Origin of the sequence: Pseudomonas sp. GX19020, from assembly GCF_023371075.1 — a bacterium.
Taxonomy (GTDB): domain Bacteria; phylum Pseudomonadota; class Alphaproteobacteria; order Rhodobacterales; family Rhodobacteraceae; genus Pseudogemmobacter.
In genome coordinates, this window is the sequence record NZ_JAMCCR010000004.1 from 67,831 (window position 1) to 92,357 (window position 24,527).

A 24,527-nucleotide genomic window follows, 5' to 3' on the forward strand; every position below is an offset into this window, starting at 1 on the left:
GGCAGGGCTGTCGCGGGCAAATTCTAAGCGACCCGGCCGTTCAGGCCGCATTTCTTGCGAAAACACCCTGTGCTGACAATCTCCGGTTAACTCAGCTTTGCCAGGATCAGCCAGAGATCAGGTTGAGAGGCAGTACATGTCCCATGGGGTTCAGCTGGCACGGATAACTCCGACCCAGCGTCCGGGTGCGGGTGGTCACCACAGCGCGCAGGGAAACGGGTTGCGCCGGATGCTCAGCGCGCGCGAAAAGGCAGCGGTGGTGGTGCGCTATATGCTGGCACAAGGGGCCGAACTGCCGATTGCGCAGCTGCCGGACCATCTTCAGACCGCATTGGCCGAACAAATGGGGCAGATGCGGCTGGTCGACCGCGAAACGCTGGACCAGGTCATCGCGGAATTCATGACCGAACTGGATTCGGTCGGCCTCGCCTTTCCCGGCGGGCTGGAAGGTGCGCTGAACGCGATGGATGGCCATATTTCGCAATCCACCGCGAGCCGGCTGCGCCGCAAAGTGGGCGTGGGCGCGCGCGGTGATCCCTGGGAACGGCTGGGCGCGCTGCCCCCCGAACGGCTGGTTCCGGTGCTTGAAAATGAAGCGATCGAGGTCGCCGCCGTGATCCTGTCGAAAATGCCGGTGCAAAAGGCGGCGGAGTTTCTGGGGAAACTCCCTGGCGAACGCGCGCGCCGCATTGCCTTTGCCGTCTCGCAAACCGCCAATACCGACCCCGATACCGTGCGCCGCATCGGCATTGCCATTCTCGGCCAGATCGACGCGCAGCCGCAAAAGGCCTTTGACCGTGGCCCGGTCGAACGTGTGGGGGCGATCCTCAATGTCTCTCCCGCCCAGGTGCGCGAAGATGTGTTGAAGGGCCTGGAAGACGCGGATGCCGGTTTTGCCGAAGAGGTGCGCCGCGCCATCTTCACTTTCGCGCATTTCCCCGGTCGAGTCACCGGCCGAGACATTCCAAAAGTCGTGCGGCTGGTCGACCAGGCCACGCTGGTCACCGCCATCGCCTATAGCAAAGGCAAACCGCCGCTGGAGGCCGCCGGCGAATTCATCCTCGCCTGTATCTCGCAGCGCATGGCGCAAAACATCCGTGACGAGGTCGAACAGGCGCCGAAGATCAAGGACAAGGACGGCGAGACCGCGATGGGCGCAATCGTCGCCGCCGCCCGCAGCCTGGAGGCCCAGGGCGAGCTGATCATGATGTTACCCGAAGAGGAGGAATGACCCGCCAGCGCCAAACGCGCCTTTCTGGCAAAGCCCGTCTCAGACCAAACGCCTCTCTGGCCAAACGTCTCTCTGTCCGCAACCCCGGGCAAAAATCTCCGCTACAAAGATCCGGCGGCTCCTCTGCGGGCATGTCCCCGTCGCGGCGCGAAACGACCGGGTATACCCGCAGCAGGTCTTTGGGTGGCCCTATTGCCGCAAAACGGCCGGTGCCCGAGGGTGTTCGACTATCACGCTCCCTTAACAAGGTCGTCAGGCACGGCCACTGGCATGGCATGCAGGGCCCCGGGCGCAAAACCCCATCAGCAACAGCCCGATGCTTTCCGCAAGGAGCCTCCGCCGGGGGCGCCGGATCACATCTCACCCCATGCGCCTTTCCACGGGCCATTGGCACCGCGACGGATGATCCCGGCTTTGCGTTTCTCTGCGCCCGGAACTCTGTCATGGCCGCGCCGCAAGCCCCCGGCACCTCACGCAGCCGCATCTCATATTGTGGAAGCAGAGCCCCTCGCACGCCTCGGGCATCCATATGCGGGTCTTCCTCCCGACCGAGACTACGCTCCGCACGCTCCTCCCGGCCGGGAGGAGGTGCCTCAATTCCACCTACCCCGTCACCTGAAAATCAGCGCAGCCCATGCCCCATTTCCTGCAGCTCCGGCCAGACCCTATGCAAGTGGCGCAGACCCATCGGGAATACTCCGCTCCCCTGCCTCGCCTTCCCGACCTTTGTCTTATGAGAAGGCCACCACGGGCCCGCTCTGAACCAGCCGCATTCCAGCCCGCCAGATGGGCTCCGGGCCAGCCATCCTCTCTTGTCTCTTCCCCGGCAGCCAGGTAGCGTCGCAGGCATCATGCAAACTGCGCAGAACCCCGCGCGAGGCATCCTGCTGATGATCCTCGCAATCCTCGCTTTCACCCTGCTCGATGCGAGCGCCAAGGGCCTGTTGCAGCGCTATCCGGCGCCGCAGGTGATCTGGGCGCGTTTTCTCGGCCAGGTGCTGATCGTCGTTCTGATCCTGAGGGGGCGGACGCTGATCATGTGGCGCACCTCTTATCCTGGCCTGCATGTGCTGCGGGCGTTTTTCCAGGTCTCGACGGCCGCGCTGTTCTTCACCTCGCTGAATTACATCGGCCTCGCAGAAGCGACCGCGCTCACCGACACGAGCCCGGTTCTTGTCACCCTTGGGGCTGCGCTGTTTCTGGGCGAAAGGCTCGGCCCAAAGCGGATCCTTGCCATCTGCGTGGCGCTGGTCGGGGCCGTGATCACTGTGCGCCCCGGCGGCGGCGTGTTCACCTGGTGGGCGCTGATGCCGCTTGCCGCAGCCGTCTCTTTCGCGGCCAATTCGCTCCTGACCCGGCGCATCGGCCAATATGAGCCGGTCTGGACGGCGATGCTCTGGGGCGGGCTCTTCGGGACGCTGGCCTTCACGGTCTTTCTGCCCACAAACTGGGTGCCGGTCGCGGCTGCCGATCTGCCGCTTTTCGTCTTTGTCGGCTGTATCGGCACGCTGGGCCAGGTGCTGATGATCCGCTCGCTCTCGATTGCCGAGGCCGGAACCGTCGCGCCCTTCACCTATATCGGTGTGGTTTTCGCCACGCTCTGGGGGGCGCTTTTCTTCTCGGAATATCCCGATTTCTGGACCGTGACCGGCGCGCTTGTGATCGTGGGGGCCGGTCTCTATGTCTGGCACCGGGAAACGCGCCTGCTCAGGCGCTGATCCGGGATTGCAAACGGGCTGAATGATGAGCGAGAAACAAGAGGCAAATCCACGCCACTGGCTGCAGGACCGCCTGTTCCGGGCGCTGATCTGGAGCCTGAAGCGGCTGCCTTACCGCATCCGGGTACCGCTCTGCGGCAGGATCGTCTCGGGCGTGATCGCGCCACTGGCCGGCTACCGCCGCCGCATCCGGAGCAATCTGGCACTCGTGATGCCGGATCTGCCAAAGGCCGAGGTCGAGAAAATCGTCCGCGACGTGCCCGACAATGTCGGCCGCACCCTGATCGAGATCTATTCAGGCGAGGAATTCATCGCCCGCGCCGCCGGATTGCCGCTGACCGGCGCAGGCGTCGCCGCGCTGGAGGAAGCCCGCCGCACGAACCGCCCCGTGATCCTCGTCACCGCGCATTTCGGCAATTATGACGCCACCCGCGCCGCCCTGATCGCACGCGGCTTTCCGGTCGGCGCGCTCTACATGAATATGTCGAACCGCTATTTCAACGAACATTACCTCAGGGCGATTTCGACCATTGGCACACCGCTTTTCCCGCGCGGACGCGAGGGTCTGGGGCAGATGGTGAAATTCCTGCGCCAGGGCGGCATGCTCGGGATGCTGATCGACCAGCATATGACCCGCGCGCCGCTTCTGGGTTTCTTCGGCCATGAGGCGCAGACCGCGCTTTCGGCAGCAGAGCTCGCGCTGAAATATGATGCGCTTTGCGTGCCGGTCTATGCGGTGCGCCAGCAGGACGGGCTGTCCTTCCAGGTCATCGTGGAGGACCCGATCCCACATAGTGACCCGGTCACCATGACCCAGGCGCTGAATAACAGCCTTGAGGCGCTGGTGCGCCGCTATCCCGGCCAGTGGTTCTGGATCCACAAACGCTGGAAACACGGGGGCGCCAGACTGCCGTCGCCGGATGCCGAAACCTGACCCGGGGCCTTTTCTGCCTGGTTTCTTTCCTGCCGCTTTTGGGTCCTGTACCAGATTGATGCCCAGGACTGGAATGATCCCGCCGCCGCTTGCTGCGATAAAATGACGGGCGGACCGGTCACGGATTACCAGCGACAATCACATGCGGAATAACCCGCTTAAGCTGATTTCTGACAATGGCAAAGCCTGCAGAATGTCTGGCTTTTCCTGAAATAACGGTTGCCGGGACAGACCCGTCCCGTGCTCCGGCAGCAACCAGGAGACAGAGCCCGGATCTGATCTGGCTCAGGGGGTCACCGCAGCCGCAAAGATCTGCCCCGGCCCTGCCGCTTTGGCCCCTTTGCCACTGACATCCTGAATGAACACCACCGCAGGATTGCTACCGGTGATCGGGATGCTGACCTCAAGCGGCTCCTGCCCGGCCCAGTCGCCAAGGCTCTCCCATTCGGTCACGATATTGCGGTAGGTCACGATCTTGCCGGCGTTTTCGCCGCGCTCGATATCGACCGTTGCCTCGGGCATATAGCGCGCAAGCTCGACCCGGGCCGGGGCCTCCAGCGGCGGGTCGGCTTTGGCGCGGATCACCAGGTTGTCGCCGTCACGCGTGACCACCAGCGTCACCGGGCTTTTGGCGGCAACGTGATCGGCCAGTGCCTTCAGCGTCGCTTCCGGATCAAAGCCCTCGATTCGTTCGACACCGCCGATGATGAATTGCGGCGTATAGATCGTGCGTGATCCGATGGTGCGGGCATATTCCTTTTGCCGCTCAGTGAACGCCGCCGAACCGAAACTGTCTTCCCAGCCGATGTAATCCCAGTAATCGACATGCAGCGAAAGCGCGATCACACGCTTGTCTTTGGTGAGGCTTGCGAAAAACTCATCCGCCGGCGGGCAGGAAACACAGCCTTGCGAGGTAAAGAGTTCGACCACCACCGGGCCGGCACCGGCGGCCAGAGGCGCCGCCTTTTCTGCCAGGTCTTCGGCGGCGCCCGGACCTGCAAGCGCGCAGGTCAGAACCAGGCCGCAGGCGGCGCTGAGCAAATGTCGCATCTCATGTCTTTCCCGGCTGGCGTCAGCGGATATCGGGGCATTGCCCGGACCCCGCCCGTCCCTGTATTCAACCCTGTATAGGAAACCGACCCCCTGCCTGCCAATCAAGGTTTTGCGATTGCCTGCAATCTTCCGCGTGCCGGACCGTTTTCCCCTTCCCTCGCCGGCCCCGCCATGCTGCAATCGCAATGCAGTTTCGCCGGCGTTTCTGCCCCCTTTGCCGCCGTTTCCGCCATTGCAGCCCCCCCCGGGTCCTGTCTCCGCGCCCCGGGTCCCGGGACGGGCAGGCCCTCAAGGGGCGGGCCAGCGATCCCGGGCCTGACCTGCGGCTCTGGCTGTGGAACGCGTCATCTCCGGGGTCTGGAAATTTGGTATACGACTGCATACATAGTTCCTGACACCCCCGGGCACCGCCTCGCCCGCCGCAGCCGCAAGATGCCACGCCAGTTTTTCAAGGAGCGAAGACATGACCGTCACCGTCGGACATGACAGCCAGAAAACCCGTAAAACCCTGAGCGCGGGGGGCCAGACCGTCAGCTATTATTCGATCCCGGCGGCACAGGCGGCCGGACTTGGGGATTTCTCGCGCCTGCCCGCCTCGCTGAAAGTGGTGCTTGAGAACATGCTGCGTTTTGAGGACGGCAAGACCGTCACCAGCGATGATATCCGCGCGTTTTCGACCTGGGGCGCCCAGGGCGGGCGGAATCCGATCGAGATCGCCTACCGCCCGGCCCGCGTGCTGATGCAGGATTTCACCGGTGTGCCGGCGGTGGTGGACCTCGCCGCAATGCGGGACGGGATCATCGGGCTGGGCGGTGACGCGCAAAAGATCAACCCGCTGAACCCGGTCGATCTGGTGATCGACCATTCGGTGATGATCGACGAATTCGGCAATCCCCGCGCTTTCCAGATGAATGTCGACCTGGAATATGAGCGCAATATGGAACGCTACACCTTCCTCAAATGGGGGCAGAAGGCGTTCAACAATTTCCGCGTCGTGCCGCCCGGCACCGGCATCTGTCACCAGGTCAATCTGGAATATCTGGCCCAGACAATCTGGACCGACACAGACCAGAATGGCGAGCTGGTGGCCTACCCGGACACGCTGGTCGGAACCGACAGCCACACCACCATGGTCAATGGCCTCGCCGTTCTGGGCTGGGGCGTCGGCGGGATCGAGGCCGAGGCGGCGATGCTGGGCCAGCCGGTGTCGATGCTGATCCCGGAAGTGGTCGGCTTCAGACTGACCGGGAAAATGGTCGAAGGCACCACCGCGACCGATCTGGTGCTGAAGGTCGTGGCGATGCTCAGAAAACACGGCGTGGTGAACAAATTCGTCGAGTTTTACGGCGAAGGGCTAGATCACCTGCCGCTTGCCGACCGTGCCACCATCGCCAATATGGCCCCCGAATACGGCGCAACCTGCGGCTTCTTCCCGATCGATGGCGAGACGCTGCGCTATCTGAGGAATACCGGTCGCGACGAGGCCCGCATCGCGCTGGTCGAGGCCTATGCCAAAGAGAACGGCTTCTGGCGCGGGCCCGATTACGATCCGATCTATACCAGCACGCTGGAGCTCGACATGGGCACCATCGTCCCGGCGATCTCGGGGCCGAAGCGGCCGCAGGATTATCTGCCGCTGACCGAATCGGCCCGCAGTTTCTACAAGGTCGTGGCCGATTACCGCGGCATTGATGTCAGCCCCGACGCGCTGGATATGGGCGATGAGGGCGGCGCGATCACCGCGCCGCCGAAGGATGTGCGCAAAGTGGTGCCGGTCGAGGGCAAGGATTACACCCTCACCGACGGCTCGGTGGTGATTGCGGCGATCACCTCCTGCACCAATACCTCGAACCCCTATGTGATGATCGGCGCCGGTCTGGTGGCACGGAAGGCCCGCGATCTGGGCCTCACCCGCAAACCCTGGGTCAAGACCTCGCTCGCGCCCGGCTCGCAGGTGGTGGGTGAATATCTTCAGGCGGCAGGGCTGCAGGAAGATCTCGACGCGCTCGGCTTCAACCTGGTGGGTTATGGCTGCACCACCTGTATCGGGAATTCCGGGCCGCTGGGCGATCCGGCGATTTCGAAAGCGATCAGCGACAATGATCTGGTCGCGGCGGCCGTGCTGTCGGGAAACCGCAATTTCGAAGGCCGGATCAGCCCTGATGTGCGTGCGAATTTCCTCGCTTCGCCGCCGCTGGTGGTCGCTTATGCGATTGCCGGTGACATGAACGTCAACCTGACCCGCGACCCGATCGGACAGACGCCCGACGGCCGCGACGTCTACCTGAAAGACATCTGGCCCACGCAGAAAGAGATCAGTGACATCGTCGACACCGTCGTCACGCGCGAGGTGTTCCAGGCCAAATATGCCGATGTTTTCAAAGGGGATACCCGCTGGCAGGCGGTGGAGGTCACCGGGGCCGAAACCTATGACTGGCCGCCCGCCTCGACCTATATCCAGAACCCGCCCTATTTCCAGAATATGGGGCGTGACCCCGGCGTGATCTCGGATATCGAAGGCGCGCGGGTGCTGGCGATCCTCGGCGATATGATCACGACCGACCATATCTCGCCGGCGGGCTCGTTCAAACCGACGACACCGGCGGGGAAATACCTGCAGGAACGCCAGGTGGCGCCGCGCGATTTCAACTCTTATGGCTCGCGGCGCGGCAATCACGAGGTGATGATGCGCGGCACATTCGCCAATATCCGCATCAGAAACGAGATGCTGGCCAATGATCAGGGCGACGTCGAGGGCGGCTATACTCTGGGGCCGGACGGGGCGCAGACCTCGATCTTCGACGCGTCGATGGCCTGGCAGGAACTGGGCCGGCCGCTGGTGATCTTTGGCGGCGTGGAATATGGCGCAGGGTCTTCGCGCGACTGGGCGGCCAAGGGAACCGCACTGCTGGGGGTCAAAGCGGTCGTCGCGGAAAGTTTCGAGCGTATCCACCGCTCCAACCTCGTCGGCATGGGGGTGATCCCCTTTGAATTCACCGGCGGAGATACCCGCAAGACGTTGAATCTGAAGGGGGATGAGGAAATCTCGATCCATGGTCTCGCGGGCGGTCTGAAGCCCCTGAGCCTTGTCCCCATGACGATCCGCGCGGCGGATGGAAGCGAGCGGACCGTCGAAATCCGCTGCCGCATCGATACCGCCATCGAGATCGAATATGTCGAAAACGGCGGCGTGCTGCATTACGTGCTGCGCAATCTCGCCAGCGCCTGATCGGGCATATGGCAAAGGACTATCGCGAATGGGCCGGAGCGATCCGGCCCATTTGTTCCGGTTAAGTTCCTATTTACCCGAATCGCGCAATCTGGACGGGTTCAGCCAGAAGGGCTTTTCCATGCGCCATTCCACACGCCTTGACATGCGTGACCGCGGGATCCCCGCCCGCGCCCTTTTCCCGCCCCTGCCCTCGCAATCCGCGATCTGGCAAGGGGAATGCACAGCTTTGCTTGCGAAAACGACCAGACGGAACGTCTTTGTATCGAAGGCTCTGGCAAACAGGCGGTTCTCTCTGCCCGCATTGCCCTTTGCCGAATTGCTGATGCCTTTCGGGATGCTGACGCTGTCACTTCTCAACTGAGCGCAGCGCGGTCCTTCTCCGGGGCGGGCCTGTCTGGCGGCGCTTGCCGGTATATCGCCCTGTTTCAGGGCCGCGACTGTCCCGCCGCCATCATACAGGCGGTCAGTCGCTCATCCGTAATTGGCCAGAGCGTGAAACGCGCGCCGATTTCGGACTGGCAGGTAAGGATCGGGTAATTGCTGTGATCGGTGAAATACTGACACCAGAGGCCGGAAGGCCCGGCTTTCCCCTCCAGGATATTCGGCACTTCCCCAAAATCCAGCGGGCTCAGGCGGATCGGCGCATCCTGATCCGCCACGGTCGCGCAGGGAAAGACATCAAGTGCCCAGGTCCCATCGACCGGCGTGATCCGGACCAGATCGTCAATCAGCGCCGGAACCTCGGCACCGCTGCGCCCGACCCGTTCATAGACACCGGTGAAAAAGCTGGTGTCGGGCCGGATCGTCTCTGCCTGTGCCATCACCCCGCAGGTCAGAAACGCTGCGGCAAAGACAAAGGCTCTCACTTCAGAGCCGCAGCAAGGGCGGGGACAAAGCGCGATTCGTAATCGGTGCCGACCAGTGGCCCGGTAAATTTGAACAGAACCGTGCCATCTCCATCAATGATGAAGGTCTCGGGCGGTGCGGAGACGCCCCATTCCACCCGGTTGCGCCCGCCCGGATCGGTGGCAATGGCGAAGAACGGATTGCCGTCTTTCTCGAGATAGCCGGTCGCATCGGCCTCTTTATCCATGATATTCACGCCGGCGACCCGGATGCCATCCGCCGCCATCGCCTTGAGAACCGGGTGTTCGGCCCGGCAGGGCGGGCACCAGGAGGCCCAGAAATTCACCACCGTCACCTCCCCCTTCCGGAGGTCTTCCCCCGTCAGAAGCGGTGTTCCGGGCAAGGATGTCGTGGGCAGAACCGGCGCCGCGCGCCCGATAAAGGTCGAGGGGATCTCGCCCTGTCCTTCGCGCTGCATCCCGAACCAGAAGACAGCGGCGAGACAGGCAAAGGCCAGCGGCGGCAGCAGATACAGGGGTTTCATTCCTTCGCCTCCGTCGCTTTCGCCTGGCGGGCCCGCGCCTCGGCCTCGGCCAGCGCAAGTGCCACCCGCCGCGACTGCAAAAGCGTCAGAACAAGCAGCCCGGCCAGCGCCAGAAGCGTCGCTCCCCAGGCGCCCAGCACCGTTGCCGCATAGTTTCCAAGATCCGGCATCATCCGAGCCTCTCCCTTGCCTCAAGTGCGATCAGCCGCCGCGCCCGGATCAGCATCCGGGTTCGCAGCAACACGATCAGTATGAAAAACAACACGAATCCGACCAGGCAGATCACCAGGGGCACGTAATAGGCCACATCCAGCGGGTCTTTCTCACCGACTTTCAGGATGGTCGAATCCTGATGCAACCCCTGGTTCCAGAACTTGACCGCATAGCGCGACATCACAGCAAAGACCGAACCGACCACGCATAGAATGCCGGTCAGATCCGCGGCCGTTTCAGGATCCTCGATCGCCGACCAGAGCGCGATATAGCCAAGATAGAACAGGAAGAGGATCAGGAACGAGGTCAGCCGCGGATCCCATTCCCACCAGGTGTTCCACATCGGCTGCCCCCAGAGCGCACCGGTGACCAGGGCGATCAGCGTGAAAACAAGCCCCGCCGGGGCCGCCGCCCGCGCCGCAAGTGCCGAGACATGGTGGCGCCGGATCACCCAGATCAGCGAGGTGACCAGCATCATGATCCAGGCATTGATCGCCATCATCGCCGCGGGCACATGGATGAACAGGATCTTCACCGTTGAGCCCTGTTTGTAATCATCAGGGGTGAAGAAAAAGCCCCAGGTCAAGCCGATCCCCAGCGACAGGCCGGCAAATGCCGCGATCCAGGGCAGGATCCGCCCGGAAAGCCGCATAAAATTTCTCGGATTTGCGAATTCCCAAATCGACATATCGGCCCGTCTGTTCTGCCTCACCAGTGCTTTGTAGCGCGCGAGACCCTGTTATAGACTGATTCAGCGCAAGTTAACCCGAATTGCGGCGGCTGCGGCGAAGGGCAGCAGCGCCAGCGAACCGGCCGTAATCGCGGCAAGGAGCGCAAGCGGTGTCGCCAGCGCGAGCCCCGCCGCGCCGCGCCGCACGACCTCTGCCCCGAAAACCAGCGTTGGCACGTAAAGCGGCAATACGAGGAGCGAGAGCAAAAGCCCGCCGCGCCTGAGGCCGATGGTCAGACTGGCGCCAAAGGCCCCGATCACCGAAAGCGCCGGCGTGCCAACCGCGAGCGAGAGCAGAAGCCAGGGGTATCCTGCGGCAGGCAGGTTCAGCAAAACCGCGAGCAGCGGCGAGGCCAGCGTCAGCGCAAGCCCCGTGACCAGCCAATGCGCCAGCGCCTTGACCGCCACGACCCCTTCAAGCGGCAGGGGGGCGGTGGCAAGAAGGTCAAGGCTGCCATCCTCATGATCCAGCGCAAAAATCCGGTCAAGGCTGAGGAGCGAGGCAAGAAGCGCCCCCACCCAGAGCACGCCTGGCGCGATGGTGGCAAGAATGGCGCTGTCCGGCCCGACGCCCAAAGGCACCAGCACCACAACAAGCAGGAAAAAGGCAAGACCAAGGCCAAAGCCCCCCCCGGCGCGAAAGGCAAGCGACAGGTCGCGGGTCAGGAGCGCAATCATCCCGGACCTCCGAAGGTCTCGCCGAACGCATCGTCGAAACCACCCGCGACGGCACGCTGGCGCTTTGGCCGGAAGGGCGTGAGATCAAGCCCCCCCGCCTCATCGAGGCCAAGGTCAATATGGGTGGCAATCAGCGCCGCGCCTCCGTCTTTGAGATGGGCACGCAGGACGCCGGCGAAAAGCGCAACGGCGGCCTGATCAAGCGAGACGGTCGGCTCATCCAGCAGCCAGATCGGCCGGCCGGTGACCAGAAGCCGCGCAAGGCCGAGGCGGCGTTTCTGCCCGGCGGAAAGCTGGCCGGCGGCGCGGTGGCGCAATGCGGTCAGATCCAGCCGTTCCAGCGCAGCCCCCGCAGCCGTCTGCCCCGTGCCGAATACCGAAGCCCAGAAGGAGATATTCGCGTCCACCGTCAGCGCGGATTTCAGCCCGTCGGCATGGCTGGCATAGGCGAGGCCATCCGTGGGGGTACTGACCTCGCCGGAAATGGCAGGTTGCAGCCCCGCGATGGTGCGCAGCAAAGTGGTCTTGCCGATACCGTTCGGGCCGCGCAGCACCAGGGCCTGACCGGCACGCAGGGTGAAACTGATCCCCTCCAGCACCACCAGACCGCCGCGGGCGACTGCAAGATTTTCGACCCTGAGTTCCATCGCACAGCCCTAGCCCGTTTCGCGCGCCGCGCCAATTCCTGTGAAGGAATTGGGCCGGAATTTTCAAAAATTCCGGGCTGCCTCAGCCGAGGGGTAAAAGGGCGGCCGAAATTCTGCGGCCCTCGGAGAGCAGGAGATTATAGGTACGGCAGGCGGCGGGCGAAGACATCGGCTCGACGCCGATCCCGGCAGCCTCCAATGTCTCGCGCAATGCGCGCGGTGGCCAGGCGATCTCGGCGCCCATACCCAGAAGCAGAACATCGATCCGCCCGGTCAGGTCCAGCAGGCTCTCCGTATCTCCGAGCCCGCCCCAGGGGCCGGCATCCCAGGGCGTGATCAGCGCAGGCCCGCGCAGCACATGATCATTCACCCGGAAAAAGCCGGGCCCGTAGCCGTCAATCGGCCGGGCCTCGGCATAGCTGATTTCGGTCAGGCGCATGCCCCGCCCTTACGCATCGACATCGGCGAATTCGCTCGACTTCTTCGGGGCTTTTGGCTTGTCACCGCGATCAACACCCAGATAAAGCACGATATTCTTCGCCATATAAAGCGTCGACCAGGTACCGAGCACCACGCCCAGCGTCATCGCGAAGACAAAGCCCCGGATCACATCGCCGCCCCAGATCAGCAGAACGATCAGAACCAGAAGCGTCGAGGTCGCCGTCATCACTGTCCGCGACAGCGTCTCATTGGTGGTGAGGTTCATCATCTCGCGCAGCGGCATCGCCTTGTATTTCGCAAGGTTCTCGCGCAGCCGGTCAAAGATCACCACGGTATCATTGACCGAATAGCCAAGGATCGTCAGCAGCGCCGCTACGATCGAGAGGTCGAACCGGATCTGGAACAGCGAGAAGATCCCCACCGTCACGATCACGTCATGCAAAAGCGCCGCCACCAGGCCAACCGCCATCTGCCATTCGAACCGCATCCAGATATAGACGAGGATCGCTGCCGATCCTGCAAAAATCGCGGCAACCGCTTTCCAGATCAGCTCGCCCGAGACCTTCGGGCCAACCGATTCCACCGACGGGAATGTGATCGCCGGATCGACGGCTTTCAGCGCCTCTTCGATTTCCTGGATCACTTCGGGCGTCACCGCCTCTTCGCCTTCGCGCGCACCGATGCGGATCTGGGCGACATGCTGATCGGGGCGGAAGGACGGGTCCTTCACTTCCGAGATCGAGACATCGCCCAGCTGCAGGGCGGCCAGCGCCTCGCGATATTCCGCCACTTCGACCGCTGCGGTCGATTCGGTGCGGATCGTGGTGCCCCCTTTGAAATCGACCCCGAAATTCAGCCCCATCACCGCCACGCAGACAAGCGAGGCGACAATCATCCCGATCGAAAGCGAGAAGGTGATCCACTGATGTTTGAAGAAGTCGAAATTCGTCTTTGCGGGGACGAGTTTAAGACGCCATGCCATAACCGTATCCTCCCCTTAAACCACGAGTGTTTTCGGGCGTTTGTTGTTGATATACAGCTCGACCACCAGCCGCGTCACATAGACGGCCGTGAACATCGAGGTGATCACGCCCAGCGTGAAGGTCACCGCAAAGCCCCTGACCGGACCCGAACCGATCCAGAACATGATGAAACCGGTCATCAATGCGGTGATATTGGCGTCCATAATGGCCGAGAAAGCGCGTTCAAACCCGACCTGACAGGCGCGCTGCGGATTGGCGCCGTCGCGCAATTCGTCGCGGATCCTCTCGAAGATCAGCACGTTCTGGTCAATGGCCATACCCATGGTCAGCACGATCCCCGCGATCCCGGGCAATGTCAGGGTCGCCCCGATCGCCGATAACAGCGCCACAAGAATGATCACGTTCAGAACCAGCGCCACATTGGCGAACCAGCCGAACAGGCCGTAGGAGGCGACCACATAGATCAGCACCGCAGCAAGGCCGATGATCGCCGCCGTCTTGCCGGCCTCTATGGAATCGGCGCCAAGCTCCGGCCCGATGGTGCGCTCTTCCAGAAAGTCCATCTTGGCCGGCAGGGCGCCGGCGCGCAGAAGAACCGCAAGTTCCGTGGTTTCCTCGACCGAGAAACGGCCGGTGATGATCCCTGCCCCGCCCGAGATATGGGCCTGGATTGTCGGCGCCGAGATCACCTGATTGTCGAGCACGATGGCAAAGGGTTTGCCGATATTATTGGCGGTGTAATCGCCGAACCGGCGCCCGCCTGCCGTGTCAAAGCGGAAGCTCACCGCCGGGCGCTGCATGTCATCCTGGGCCGGGCGGCTGTCGACAAGGTTCTCGCCCGAGACCACCGGGGTCTCCTCGACGATGTAGTAAAGGCCGGGCTGGTCTTTCGACGGCAGCAACATATTGCGCGGCCCCGGATTGGCACCGGCATCCGAGGTGCTGCCAACCACGGCGTTGAAGGTCAGTTTCGCGGTGGTGCCGATCAGCGATTTCAGCTCGGCCGCCGACCCGATGCCCGGCACCTGGATCAGGATCCGGTCAGAGCCCTGGCGCAGAATCGTCGGCTCGCGCGTCCCAGCCTGGTCGACACGGTTGCGGATGATCTCGAGGCTTTGCTGCATCGTGCGGTCATCGGTCGCGGTCTTTTCGCTCGCGGTCAGCTGGATCACGATATCCGCACCCTGCGAGGTGATGGTGATATCAGAGGCCTGCGAACCGGTCAGCGTCATCACCGGTGAAGCGAGCTTTTGCACCGCCGCCATGGCTTTCGCCATATTCTCGGGGCGCGAGATGGTGATGCGCAATGTATCTTCGGGCGACGGCGCGCGGCGCACGGCCCCGACATCATCGCGCACATCGCGCAACGCATCGCGCGCTTCGGGCCAGAGCCCGTCGATCCGCGCCTTGTAAACATCCTCGACCTGGACCTGCGCCAGAAGATGCGCGCCGCCCCTGAGATCAAGCCCCAGCGGCATCAGCGCCGAAGGCGCCCAGTTCGGCCAGAGCGCCAGATCCGCGGCCTCTTCTGTCGTGGCCACACCATCGGCTTTCGCGATATCGGCTGCCGCATCATTATGCCGCTCCACACGGTCGTAAAACGCATTGGGCAGCGCAGCGATGATCCCCCAGGCACATACCAGCAGGATCAGAACTCTTTTCCAGGTCTCGGTCGGCGTCATGTCAGCCTCAGAACTCACATATCATATACCGGACCGGGAGGCGGACCGGCATCAGGTGCGGCCCCGGGCAAAGCCCGGGATTGCGCGGGGTCTCAGGACGCCGCAGCTTCGGTGCGATTCAGGACCTGGGTGATGGTCTGACGCACCACCTTGACCTTGACGCCCTCGGCGATCTCGACCTCGACCATGCCGTCTTCCTGCACTTTGACCACTTTGCCGACGATACCGCCCTGGGTGACCACCTGGTCGCCCCGGCGCAGCGCCTCGACCATGGCACGATGCTCTTTCATCTTCTTTTGCTGCGGGCGGATCATGAGGAAATACATGATGCCGAAAATTAGGATCAGCGGAACAAAGGAAGCTAGGGCGGAACCTGCTCCGGGCGCGGCGGCCTGGGCGAAAGCGGGGGTCACGAACATTGTGGCTATGTCTCCGGCATCTGTCGGTTGGCAGTGAGAAGGCAGGTCGCACCATCCGGCGCGTGCCCCGCCTCCCTGATCACCGGCCCATGTAAGCGGTTTTTGCCGCTTGCGCCAGAGGAACCGCACCATGACAGGCACAGGCGTGATGGCAGCCCTGTCTGGCAGCAGAAGGGGGCTGCTCGCCCCCTCGCGGCAAAGCCGCTCACCCCCCGGGATATTTAAGGACAGATGAATAACCAGTGCGGATTTCATCTGTCTCTAAATATCCCCGCCGGAGGCATCCGCCCACAGCCAGGGGCGCGCGCCTCGCCCTCTTTCCCCGCCCGCAGGCATCTGCCATAAACAGCGCCGCAATTCCTGCAAGCCAGCGAGGCCAGTTCCATGCATGATATCCGCATGATCCGCGAAAACCCTGCCGCTTTTGATGCGGCGCTCTCCCGTCGCGGGTTGGCCGCTCTTTCGCCTGCCTTGCTGGCGCTGGATGAGGCCCGCCGCGCGAAGATCCTCGCGGCCGAAACCGCTCAGGCAGATCAGAACCGCGCCTCGAAAGAGGTTGGCGCCGCAAAAGCGCGTGGCGATGATGCCGAATTCGAGCGGCTGCGCGCTTTGGTGGCGGAGAAAAAGGCCGAGATCGCCCGCCTGACCTCTGAGGCAGAGGCCGAAGACAAAGCCCTGCGCGACCGGTTGGCCACGATCCCGAACCTGCCGCTCGCCGAAGTGCCCGAAGGGGCCGATGAGACAGACAATGTCGAGATCCGCCGCTGGGGCACACCGCAAACCTTCGATTTCACACCGGTCGAGCATTTCGAGATTGCCGGTGTCAGACCGGGCATGGATTTCGCCACCGCCGCCAAACTCTCCGGCGCACGCTTTGTGGTGTTGAAAGGCGCGGTGATCCGGCTGCACCGCGCGCTGTCGCAGTTCATGATCGACACGCATGTTGACGAACATGGGCTGACTGAAATGTGGACCCCGGTTCTGGTGAAGTCGGAAGCGATGTTCGGCACCAACCAGCTGCCGAAATTCGCCGAAGACAGCTATGAGACCACCAATGGCTGGTGGCTGATCCCGACCTCGGAAGTCACGCTCACCAACTCGGCCGCCGGCGAGATTATCGACGAGGCAGCGCTGCCGACCCGCATGACCGCTCATACACAATGTTTCCGCTCGGAAGCCGGCTCGGCCGGCAAGGACACCACTGGTATGCTGCGCCAGCACCAGTTCGAAAAGGTCGAGATGGTGACACTTTGCACGCCGGAAACCGCGCTGGCGGAACATGAGCGTATGACGGCACAGGCCGAGGCGATTTTGCAAAAGCTGGGCCTGCCCTATCGTACCGTGGTGCTTTGCACCGGGGATATGGGCTTTGGCGCACAGAAAACCCATGATATCGAGGTCTGGCTCCCAGGGCAGAACCGGTATCGCGAAATCTCTTCGATCTCGACCTGTGGCCAGTTCCAGGCGCGGCGCATGAACGCACGCTACCGCCCTTCCGAAGGGGGCAAGCCCGATTTCATCGCGACGCTCAACGGATCCGGCCTTGCGGTCGGGCGCTGCCTGATCGCGGTCCTGGAAAACGGCCAGCAGGCGGATGGCTCGGTCGAGATTCCTGATGTGCTGCACCGCTATCTCGGTGACAAAACCCGCATCGGCGCGGATGGGGTCCTCGTCTGAAACAAAACAGGGGCCCTCGCGGGCCCCTTGCCTCCGGCGGGGATATTTTCATCTGTCTGAAAATATCCCGGGGGTGAGCGGCAAAGCCGCGAGGGGGCTGGCCCCCTCTCTTACTTCTTCACCTGTTTGCCCTGGTGTTTCCGCAGCCGCGACGGTGTGTGGAATTTCTTCTCACGGAACGGGTTCTGCTCCCCCTGGCCACGCAAGAAGAGACGGATCGGCGTGCCCGGCATCTCAAAATGATCCCGCAACCCGTTAATCAGATAGCGCTTATAGCTCTCCGGCACTTCATCCTGCCGCGAGCACTTGATCACGAAGCCCGGCGGCCGTGTCTTGGCCTGGGTGATGTAACGCATCTTGATCCGGTGGCCGCCCGGCGCGGGCGGCGGATGCGCTTCGGTCATAGCCGAGAGCCAGGAGTTCAGCCGCGCTGTCGCCACCCTGCGGTTCCAGACCGCATGGGCGCGCAGAATCGCGTCATGAAGCCGGTCCATGCCGCGCCCGGTCTTGCCCGAGATTGTCACCAAAGGCGCGCCGCGCAGCTGCGGCAGCAGGCGCTCGAACATCTCTTTCAGCTCGGCCAGCTTGTCCTGGCGATCCGTTTCCAGATCCCATTTGTTGATTGCAACCACGACCGCCCTGCCCTCGGTCTCGGCAAAATCCGCGATCCGCAGATCCTGGGTCTCGAAGGGGATCTCATTATCCAGCAAGACCACCACGACCTCGGCAAAGCGCACCGCGCGCAACCCGTCCGAGACGGAGAGCTTTTCTAGCTTTTCGACCACCCGCGCCTTTTTGCGCATACCGGCCGTGTCCCAGATCCGGATCGGCGTGCCCATCCAGTCGGTCTTGATCGAGATCGCATCGCGGGTGATCCCGGCTTCGGGGCCGGTCAGCATCCGGTCCTCGCCAAGGATCTTGTTTACCAGCGTCGATTTTCCGGCATTCGGGCGCCCGATCACTGCAATCTGCAATGGCTTGGTGAGCGAGGGCCGCCAGCTCTCATCGGCGCCCTCGTCATCGCTGTCGAACTCGCTGTCTTCGGGCAGGTCGAGATCGGTTTGCGGCGTGATCTCGGCCTCGCGTTCCGCGAATTCGGCCTCAAAGGGGCGCAGGATGTGATAGAGATCATCCATGCCCTCGCCATGTTCGGCGGACATGCGGACCGGCTCGCCAAGGCCCAGCGAATAGGCCTCCAGCGCGCCGGAATCGCCGGCCTTGCCCTCGGCCTTGTTGACGCCAAGGATCACGCGGGCATTTTTCTTCCTGAGGATCTCGGCAAAGGTTTCATCAGTCGCCGTGACCCCTGCCCGTCCGTCAATCACGAAAAGGCAGACATCGGCCATCTCGACCGCGCGTTCGGTCAGGCGGCGCATCCGGCCCTGAAGGCTGTCATCGGTGACCTCCTCAAGCCCCGCCGTATCGATCACGGTAAAGCGCAGATCAAACAGCTTTGCATCGCCCTCGCGCAGGTCGCGCGTGACGCCGGGCTGGTCATCGACCAGCGCAAGCTTGCGGCCCACCAGCCGGTTGAACAGCGTGGATTTGCCCACATTCGGGCGGCCAACAATGGCGAGGGTGAAGCTCATGACACGGTTCTCCTGAAGCTCGCCCTGTTACACGGCAATCGCCTCAGCGGAAAGCCAGAAGTTCACCGCTGTTCGAGACCACGTAAAGTGTTCCGCCCGCGACCGCCGGCTGTGTGGCCGCACCGCCGGGGATCTCGACATTCGCAACCAGCGCGCCATCGACCGGCGAGAAGCCGCGCAGCACGCCATCCGACGAGGCCACCCAAATCCGGCCACCGGCCAGAACCGGTCCGTAATGGGCGGTGATCGCCTTGTGCTTTTTCACCTTCTCGGCGGTGAAATAGGGCAGTGCCACCGCCCAGATCACCTCGCCCGTCGCGGCGTTAAGCCGCGCCAGCCGCGCCTCGTCTGAAACGATAAAGACCGAGCCGCCGCCCATCGCAAGGGGCCCGAGCGCGCCCTCTTCGGCCTCCCAGATCCGCTCGCCCGAGCTGACATCCATCGCAACCGTGCGACCAGCTGCGGTGCCGGTGTAAAGCGTGCCGCCCACCAGGGCCGCGTCGCCGGTCACGTCCTGCGCCTCGCCATAGGCGATGCCCGGGCGGCGCCCCGCGATGGATTTCTGCCAGATTTTTGAGCCGCCGCCGATTTTCATCACGGCCAGCAGGTCACCCGCGCCCGAAGGGAAGATCACCGCGCGGTCCGCAACCGTCGGTGCGGCCGAGCCCATATAGCCCGCAGCGCCCGGCGTTCCGATCACCTGCCATTGCACCTTGCCGTCAGCGGCATTGATCGCCCAGGCCGCGCCATCACGCCCCGCGACATAGACCACGCCATCCGCCACCGCAGGTGCACCCTGGATCGGGCTGTCGACGCGCTGCCGCCAGAGCATCTGGCCCGTGGCCGCATCCATGGCGATCACTTCGCCATAAGCGGTCGAGGCATAAAGCCGGCCACCATCCGCCGCGAGACCGCCGCCCGAGACCCGGCCACCGCGATCGGTAGCGGGCGTCAGATTGGCCTGCCACAACAGCGCGCCATTGGTGGAAACTGCCGAGGCGACCATGGCCGCGTCGATGGTGAAAACCCGCCCTCCCGCAACAACCGGCGCGGCTGCAATGCGGTGACGGCGCGAAGAGCCCTCGCCGATCGAGGTCGCGAAAGCCAGTTGCGGCGTGGCCCGCAGCGCCGCATGCGGCGCGTCATGGCGGGCATTGCCGCCGCGCTGCGCCCAGTCGGCATTGTTTTGCTGTGCAGGCAGGCTGATCGGGGCGGAACGTGCCACGGGGCCTGCATCGCGCGACGAAGAGCCGGCCAGCACATCGCGCACATCGATCCGCTCACCGGAGAGGATCAGTTCACGTTCCCCGCAGGCACCCAGAAGTGCCAGCCCCGCCACCGCGCCCATCAGCCAGCCGATCCGCCGTTTCATGCTCACGCCCTGCCTCATCATTCCAGTTTCTCTGTTCTGCCGGCGGCACTCTGGCCTCTCCCGCAGCACGTGGTCTGTGCCGTTTATTCGTTGCCCGCCGGCGCTGCGCCAGAAGCTGCCGCCGCGTCAGACGGAGCCACATCGCTCACCACTTCGGCCGGATTGCCGCCCAGCACCGTGACGATCTGCCCTGCCCTGCCCCGCAAGGCCGCGCTGGCCTCCTGATCGGTCGAGAGGCTGTTCAGTGCCGCAATCGCCGCCGTGGCATTGCCCTCTTCGATCAGCAGCCAGGCCAGCTGTTCGGCCGCCAGCAACCGGTAGGGCCGGCCCGGGACCGCAATGCCCTCAAGCGCCGCACGACGCTCGGCCACGGGCTGATCGGCCCCTGCAACGATCACGCGCCGCAAGATCGCAAGATCGCGCCAGGCCGGGTCAAGGGTCTGATCGGCGATCACCTTATCCAGTGCCGCCAGCGTTGCCGGCTTGTCTTCCTGCGGATCCGAGGCTTCGATCATGTCGCGGATCACCGCCTGGGAGCCGGTGGCGGGAATCGCCGCCAGCGCCTCGCGCCGCGCCTCGGGCGAGCCGGTATCCAGCGCCTCAAGAAGCGCATCGCCAAAAAGCTCGGCCCGCGCTTCGTCCCGCGCCTGTGACCATTGCTGCCAACCCGACCCGGCCACGATCACCAGGATCAGGACGCCGCCGACCCAGCCCCAGCGGCGGAAAGCCCGTGTCAGCTTTTCGCGGCGAAGTTCGTCGGTGACTTCGTCAATGAAACTGTTGGTGTCGCTCACTTGCCCCAGGCCTTCCTGCCGTCAGTCCTTGTTCCGCCACGTCTTACAGGGATTCCGGCAAACTTGCCAAGTCCCGCGCGCCCCTTTAGGCCCCTATCCGCCCCCATGACCTGTGCCGGTACCCGCCTCTGCCCCCCGCGCCTTCGCCCTGCCGGGTCAGGGCACCGGCGCGGCATCCGCCCCCGTCCCGGCCCGCAACGCCTCGAGCCGTTCGCCGTAAATCGTGATCCAGTCGCGGAACGGCCCCTCCGGCAGCCGCCCCGCCGCCTCGAGCCCGCGCAAAAGCGCCACCGACTCGGTGATATAGACCGACCCATCGCGGTAATAGAAACTCGCGCGATAAAGGCTTTGTGCGAGATCGGTCACATTATAGGGGTTTTCCGCCTCGACCCCGGCAATCCAGCGCAGGATCGCCAGCGCCTCTTCCTCATTGCCGCGCCCGGCTTCGAGTTCCGTTAGAAAATAGTTCGCGTCTGACAGAAAGCGCAGCGCATAGGCCAGAGCACGCTGATCGGCGACAGAGGCCGGCTTTTGCCCCGCGATCCATTTCCGCAGCGCCACCGCCGCCTCGTAATCCTGTTTTGCGGCGGTGAAACTCTCCTGCGCCATCAGCACCCGGCCCGCATTTTCCAGCGCCGTGGCGTAATCCTGGGCCGCGATCACATTCCAGGGATCAGCCGAGGACGCCGCGAAAGCATAGCCCGCCGCCTCGCGATAGGCCGCAAGTGCCGCCGCCAGATCACCAGAGGCTTCCAGCGCGCCCCCCAGCCGGTTGGCAGCGAACATCCGGTCCAGATGCAAAGTGGGATCATTCGGGCGCAGCACCGCCACCCGGTCCATCCGTTCAACAGACTGGCGAGCCAGATCGATTGCGCGGGGAATGTCCTGCAAGGCCAGCAGAACCTGGACCTGGATGTTCAGACCAATGCTCAGCTCGCGCAGAAGCGAGACATCCTCAGGCCGGTCTGCGGGTGCTGCGGCCCTCACCGCCTCGCGGATCTCGCGGCCTTCATCCAGCAGCGGCAGCGCCGCCGCCGGCTCGTTATTGCGCCAGAGCGCCTCGCCCATCGAGACGAGGGTAAAGGCGACATCCAGCTGATAAAGCTGCACCGTCGGCGCGGTCGCGGCCAGCCAGCGGCGGATCTCAAGCGAGCGGGTATAAAACTCGCGCGCGGTGGTCGTATCGCCCAGCTCGCCGTAAATCCGTGCCAGCCGCTCCAGCGAGATCGTCAGATCGCGTTGCGGCGGCAGATTTTGCGGGTCGATATCCACCACCGCCTGCCGCAGGATCAGCGCCTCATTCGCCGCCTCGAGCGCCTCGTCAAGCGCGCCCTCGCCCAGATAGAGCCCACCGATCCGTTCATAGGAAATCGACAAATCGCGCAACCAGATCGCGTTTTGCGGGTCAAGATCGACCAGCTCGCGCCGGAGCCCGAGCGCATGCTGCCAGTTCATCAGGGCAGAGCCGGTATCGCCCATCGCCAGCAGCACATCACCGATCCGCGAAAGGGTCACCGCGCTGTCGCGCTTATGCACGACATTGCCCGGATCCTTCGCCTGCTGCTCATCGCGGATCTTCTGCGCCTCCATCAGCACGGCCAGCGCCGAATCATATTGCTGCTCGCCCATCAGCATCTCGCCCAGCCGCTCATAGCCGACGGCCAGATCAAGCTGGTAGCCCGCAATGCCGGGATATCTGTTCACGAGGTCCTGGCTGATCCCGAGCGCGATGTCATAGGCCGCGCGGGCGCGCTCATAATCACCAAGCGCCGACCAGACATCGCCAAGCTTTTCCTGGGTGAACGAGACATCGCGCGCATGGGTCACGCTGTCGGGCGACAGATCATAAAGCGCCAGCGCAATTTCCAGCGCCGCCTGATGCGCGGCAAGCGCGCCCTGGAAATCCGACAATGTCAGCCGGATCGAGCCACGGCTGTTCAGGATCACCTCGCGCTCGCGACGCAGATCCTGGTCATCTGGCCATGCCGCAATCAGCGCGGCGGTCAGCTCGTCGGCGCGGACGTAATCGGCATCGGCCTCGGCAAGAAACCCCTGCTGCGCCTTGATCTCGCCCGATCCTTTCAGCGCCCACATCAACTGGCGGCGCCAGCCGATATCATCCGGTTCGGCGCGGGTCAGGCTGTCAAGATAATCCACCTGGCTGAGCGTGATGCTCAGCGCGGACGAGCTGTTGCCCGCAACAAGATAGAGCCAGGCCAGATCGCTGAGGGCAAGCGCATAGGCCTCTTTCGCATCACGGTCGGGCAGACCGGCGCGGACCCGGTTGTAAAGCTCGGTCGCATGGGTGAGGTCGCTGATCGCCAGATCATAGCGCAGGCCGGCCCGCGCCGCATTGGCATTGAGCACATGGGTCGCCGCCTGCGACAGGGTGCGCGCCACAAGATTATCGCGGATCGAGCTTTCCGATTTCGCATCGATTGCCGCCGCCTCGGCCATCAGAACACGGCCTGCCTCCGAGGCCCCAAGCGCGAATTGCTCCTCAGCCTTCCTCCTCAGTTCCGAGACCCGCGGATCATCCGAGGCCAGCCGGAGCAGATCGGATTCAAAGGCGGTATAAGACCGGGCGGCCTCTTCCAGCTTGATCAGGCGCTCCCCGGCCGAGAGCTTTTCCAGATCACCCGTCACCACCGCGCGGTAAAGCGGCGCCAGCGGCATGTCATTTTGCGCCGCCACCGCCTCGAGCTCGCCGCGCAGCTCGGGCGGGTATTTCTCCATCGCGACCAGAAGAAGCTCGCGTTCCGGCAGATCCCCCTCGCCCGAGAGATAGACAAGACGCGGCAAGCCGCTTTCGATATAGGGCATCTGGCGCCCGCGCGAGCGGTCATAGACATCTTGCTGCACAAGGGTCAGTGAAAGGCGCAGCTCGGTGCCTTCGCGGCCGAAATGACGCAAAAGCGCCTCGGTGAAGGGCGAATTTTTGCCATTGCCATCGGCGGCGGTCTCGCCCGGGGCGGCGGCAAAAGCGATCAGCGCCCCATCGGCCCGCCCTATGCGACCAAGCCCCGGCACCGTCTTTGGCGCATCACCGCTGTCATCCGCCAGAGCCACCGCGCCGCGCCCGTCCGGGTCCGAGGCGCCATTGCCGGCAAAAGGATCGTCGCGACAGGCATCGAGCAGGAAGACCGCATTGGGCGAAATGGCGGCAAGCGCCTCCTGTACCTCTGACAGCGGCAGGGATGTGGCCGCGAGCCCTGCGGCGCTTTTCGCTTCAGCATCGACCGGCAGCAGGTAATTCACCCCGTCAATCGCCACGCCATGCCCGGCATAAAACACCAGCGCCAGATCGGCACCGGCACCATCCGCGCGAAAATCCTCCAGCGCCCGGCGCATCCGCCTCAGATCGCGGTCGGTCTCGGTCCAGACCTCAAACCCCAGCCCCTTGAGCATATCCTCAATCGCACGGGCATCATTCACCGGGTTCGAGAGCGGGCGCAAATGGCGATAGTCCTGCGCGGCAAGCACAAGCGCCACACGCCGTTCGGCCAGAGCCGGCGTGGCGAGGCCGAATATCAGAAGGAGAACAAAGAGAAAGCGGCGCAGCATCTGGGTGATCCGGAACTGCCGCCAGTCTCACCCTGCCGCGCGCCGGGGTCAAAGGGAAAATCCCCGCATCCGGATGCGGTAATCCTGACCGGGCAGGAAAGGGGGCCCTGCCCCCTCGCGGCTTCGCCGCTCACCCCCGGGATATTTAGAGACAGATGAAAAGGGAAAGTATTATTCATC

General features: G+C 63.7%; 21 protein-coding genes. 6 read left to right on the forward strand and 15 right to left on the reverse strand.

Annotated elements, in window-relative coordinates:
* Positions 1-136 precede the first annotated feature (136 nt).
* The 3 genes from M3484_RS09320 to M3484_RS09330 all read left to right on the forward strand — a co-directional run bounded on the left by M3484_RS09320 (position 137) and on the right by M3484_RS09330 (position 3,883).
* Positions 137-1,231, forward strand: coding sequence for a flagellar motor switch protein FliG (locus M3484_RS09320; RefSeq protein WP_249496664.1), 1,095 nt, complete (start codon positions 137-139; stop codon positions 1,229-1,231).
* Positions 1,232-2,082: 851 nt separating this feature from the next.
* Positions 2,083-2,949 carry a DMT family transporter gene (locus M3484_RS09325; protein WP_249496665.1) on the forward strand — a complete coding sequence of 289 codons (867 nt, stop codon included), beginning with the start codon at positions 2,083-2,085 and terminating at the stop codon, positions 2,947-2,949.
* 25 nt (positions 2,950-2,974) lie between these two features.
* Positions 2,975-3,883 (forward strand): lysophospholipid acyltransferase family protein, encoded by a 909-nt coding sequence (locus tag M3484_RS09330; RefSeq protein ID WP_249496666.1) that lies wholly within the window; start codon positions 2,975-2,977, stop codon positions 3,881-3,883.
* A gap of 285 nt (positions 3,884-4,168) precedes the next feature.
* Here the strand turns inward: M3484_RS09330 and M3484_RS09335 are convergent, their stop codons facing one another.
* The gene (locus M3484_RS09335; protein ID WP_249496667.1) at positions 4,169-4,933 is read right to left on the reverse strand and encodes a DUF1223 domain-containing protein; all 765 of its coding nucleotides are present in this window, start codon (positions 4,931-4,933) and stop codon (positions 4,169-4,171) included.
* Positions 4,934-5,399: 466 nt separating this feature from the next.
* On the opposite strand from M3484_RS09335, the gene acnA reads away from it, so the two are divergent.
* Both acnA and M3484_RS09345 read left to right on the forward strand, forming a co-directional pair.
* Positions 5,400-8,165 (forward strand): aconitate hydratase AcnA, encoded by a 2,766-nt coding sequence (gene acnA, locus M3484_RS09340; RefSeq protein WP_249496668.1) that lies wholly within the window; start codon positions 5,400-5,402, stop codon positions 8,163-8,165.
* A 121-nt stretch (positions 8,166-8,286) separates the two neighbouring features.
* Positions 8,287-8,529, forward strand: coding sequence for a hypothetical protein (locus M3484_RS09345; RefSeq protein WP_143040435.1), 243 nt, complete (start codon positions 8,287-8,289; stop codon positions 8,527-8,529).
* 64 nt (positions 8,530-8,593) lie between these two features.
* Here the strand turns inward: M3484_RS09345 and M3484_RS09350 are convergent, their stop codons facing one another.
* The 10 genes from M3484_RS09350 to yajC all read right to left on the reverse strand — a co-directional run bounded on the left by M3484_RS09350 (position 8,594) and on the right by yajC (position 15,351).
* The gene (locus tag M3484_RS09350) at positions 8,594-8,989 is read right to left on the reverse strand and encodes a hypothetical protein (protein WP_249496669.1); all 396 of its coding nucleotides are present in this window, start codon (positions 8,987-8,989) and stop codon (positions 8,594-8,596) included.
* Between the two features lie 41 nt (positions 8,990-9,030).
* Positions 9,031-9,558 (reverse strand): DsbE family thiol:disulfide interchange protein, encoded by a 528-nt coding sequence (locus M3484_RS09355; RefSeq protein ID WP_249496670.1) that lies wholly within the window; start codon positions 9,556-9,558, stop codon positions 9,031-9,033.
* Positions 9,555-9,731 (reverse strand): heme exporter protein CcmD, encoded by a 177-nt coding sequence (ccmD, locus tag M3484_RS09360; RefSeq protein WP_249496671.1) that lies wholly within the window; start codon positions 9,729-9,731, stop codon positions 9,555-9,557. The genes M3484_RS09355 and ccmD overlap by 4 nt, the downstream gene beginning before the upstream one ends.
* On the reverse strand, positions 9,728-10,459 hold the full coding sequence (locus M3484_RS09365; RefSeq protein ID WP_349306270.1) for a heme ABC transporter permease: 732 nt from the start codon (positions 10,457-10,459) through the stop codon (positions 9,728-9,730). The genes ccmD and M3484_RS09365 overlap by 4 nt, the downstream gene beginning before the upstream one ends.
* A 63-nt stretch (positions 10,460-10,522) precedes the next feature.
* Positions 10,523-11,179 carry a heme exporter protein CcmB gene (ccmB, locus tag M3484_RS09370; RefSeq protein ID WP_249496673.1) on the reverse strand — a complete coding sequence of 219 codons (657 nt, stop codon included), beginning with the start codon at positions 11,177-11,179 and terminating at the stop codon, positions 10,523-10,525.
* Complete coding sequence (ccmA, locus tag M3484_RS09375; protein ID WP_249496674.1) at positions 11,176-11,826, reverse strand: heme ABC exporter ATP-binding protein CcmA; 651 nt, start codon at positions 11,824-11,826, stop codon at positions 11,176-11,178. Before ccmA ends, ccmB begins: the two co-directional genes overlap by 4 nt.
* Before the next feature lie 82 nt (positions 11,827-11,908).
* Positions 11,909-12,265, reverse strand: a complete 357-nt coding sequence (locus tag M3484_RS09380; RefSeq protein ID WP_249496675.1) for an Mth938-like domain-containing protein — start codon at positions 12,263-12,265, stop codon at positions 11,909-11,911.
* Positions 12,266-12,274: 9 nt separating this feature from the next.
* The gene (gene secF / locus M3484_RS09385; protein WP_249496676.1) at positions 12,275-13,249 is read right to left on the reverse strand and encodes a protein translocase subunit SecF; all 975 of its coding nucleotides are present in this window, start codon (positions 13,247-13,249) and stop codon (positions 12,275-12,277) included.
* A gap of 15 nt (positions 13,250-13,264) precedes the next feature.
* A complete protein-coding gene (gene secD / locus M3484_RS09390) occupies positions 13,265-14,932 on the reverse strand; it encodes a protein translocase subunit SecD (protein ID WP_092896556.1) in 1,668 nt (555 codons plus the stop codon).
* 92 nt (positions 14,933-15,024) lie between these two features.
* On the reverse strand, positions 15,025-15,351 hold the full coding sequence (gene yajC / locus M3484_RS09395) for a preprotein translocase subunit YajC (RefSeq protein WP_092896554.1): 327 nt from the start codon (positions 15,349-15,351) through the stop codon (positions 15,025-15,027).
* Between the two features lie 384 nt (positions 15,352-15,735).
* Here yajC and serS point away from each other — a divergent pair, with 384 nt between their 5' ends.
* Positions 15,736-17,028, forward strand: a complete 1,293-nt coding sequence (gene serS, locus M3484_RS09400) for a serine--tRNA ligase (protein ID WP_283258382.1) — start codon at positions 15,736-15,738, stop codon at positions 17,026-17,028.
* 110 nt (positions 17,029-17,138) lie between these two features.
* On the opposite strand, the gene der is transcribed toward serS, so the two are convergent.
* The 4 genes from der to M3484_RS09420 all read right to left on the reverse strand — a co-directional run bounded on the left by der (position 17,139) and on the right by M3484_RS09420 (position 24,347).
* A complete protein-coding gene (der, locus tag M3484_RS09405) occupies positions 17,139-18,617 on the reverse strand; it encodes a ribosome biogenesis GTPase Der (protein WP_092896550.1) in 1,479 nt (492 codons plus the stop codon).
* Positions 18,618-18,660: 43 nt separating this feature from the next.
* Positions 18,661-19,989 (reverse strand): outer membrane protein assembly factor BamB family protein, encoded by a 1,329-nt coding sequence (locus tag M3484_RS09410; RefSeq protein ID WP_249496811.1) that lies wholly within the window; start codon positions 19,987-19,989, stop codon positions 18,661-18,663.
* A gap of 83 nt (positions 19,990-20,072) precedes the next feature.
* Positions 20,073-20,783 (reverse strand): tetratricopeptide repeat protein, encoded by a 711-nt coding sequence (locus M3484_RS09415; protein ID WP_249496678.1) that lies wholly within the window; start codon positions 20,781-20,783, stop codon positions 20,073-20,075.
* Between the two features lie 156 nt (positions 20,784-20,939).
* Positions 20,940-24,347, reverse strand: coding sequence for a caspase family protein (locus tag M3484_RS09420; protein WP_249496679.1), 3,408 nt, complete (start codon positions 24,345-24,347; stop codon positions 20,940-20,942).
* Between the last annotated feature and the right edge of the window lie 180 nt (positions 24,348-24,527).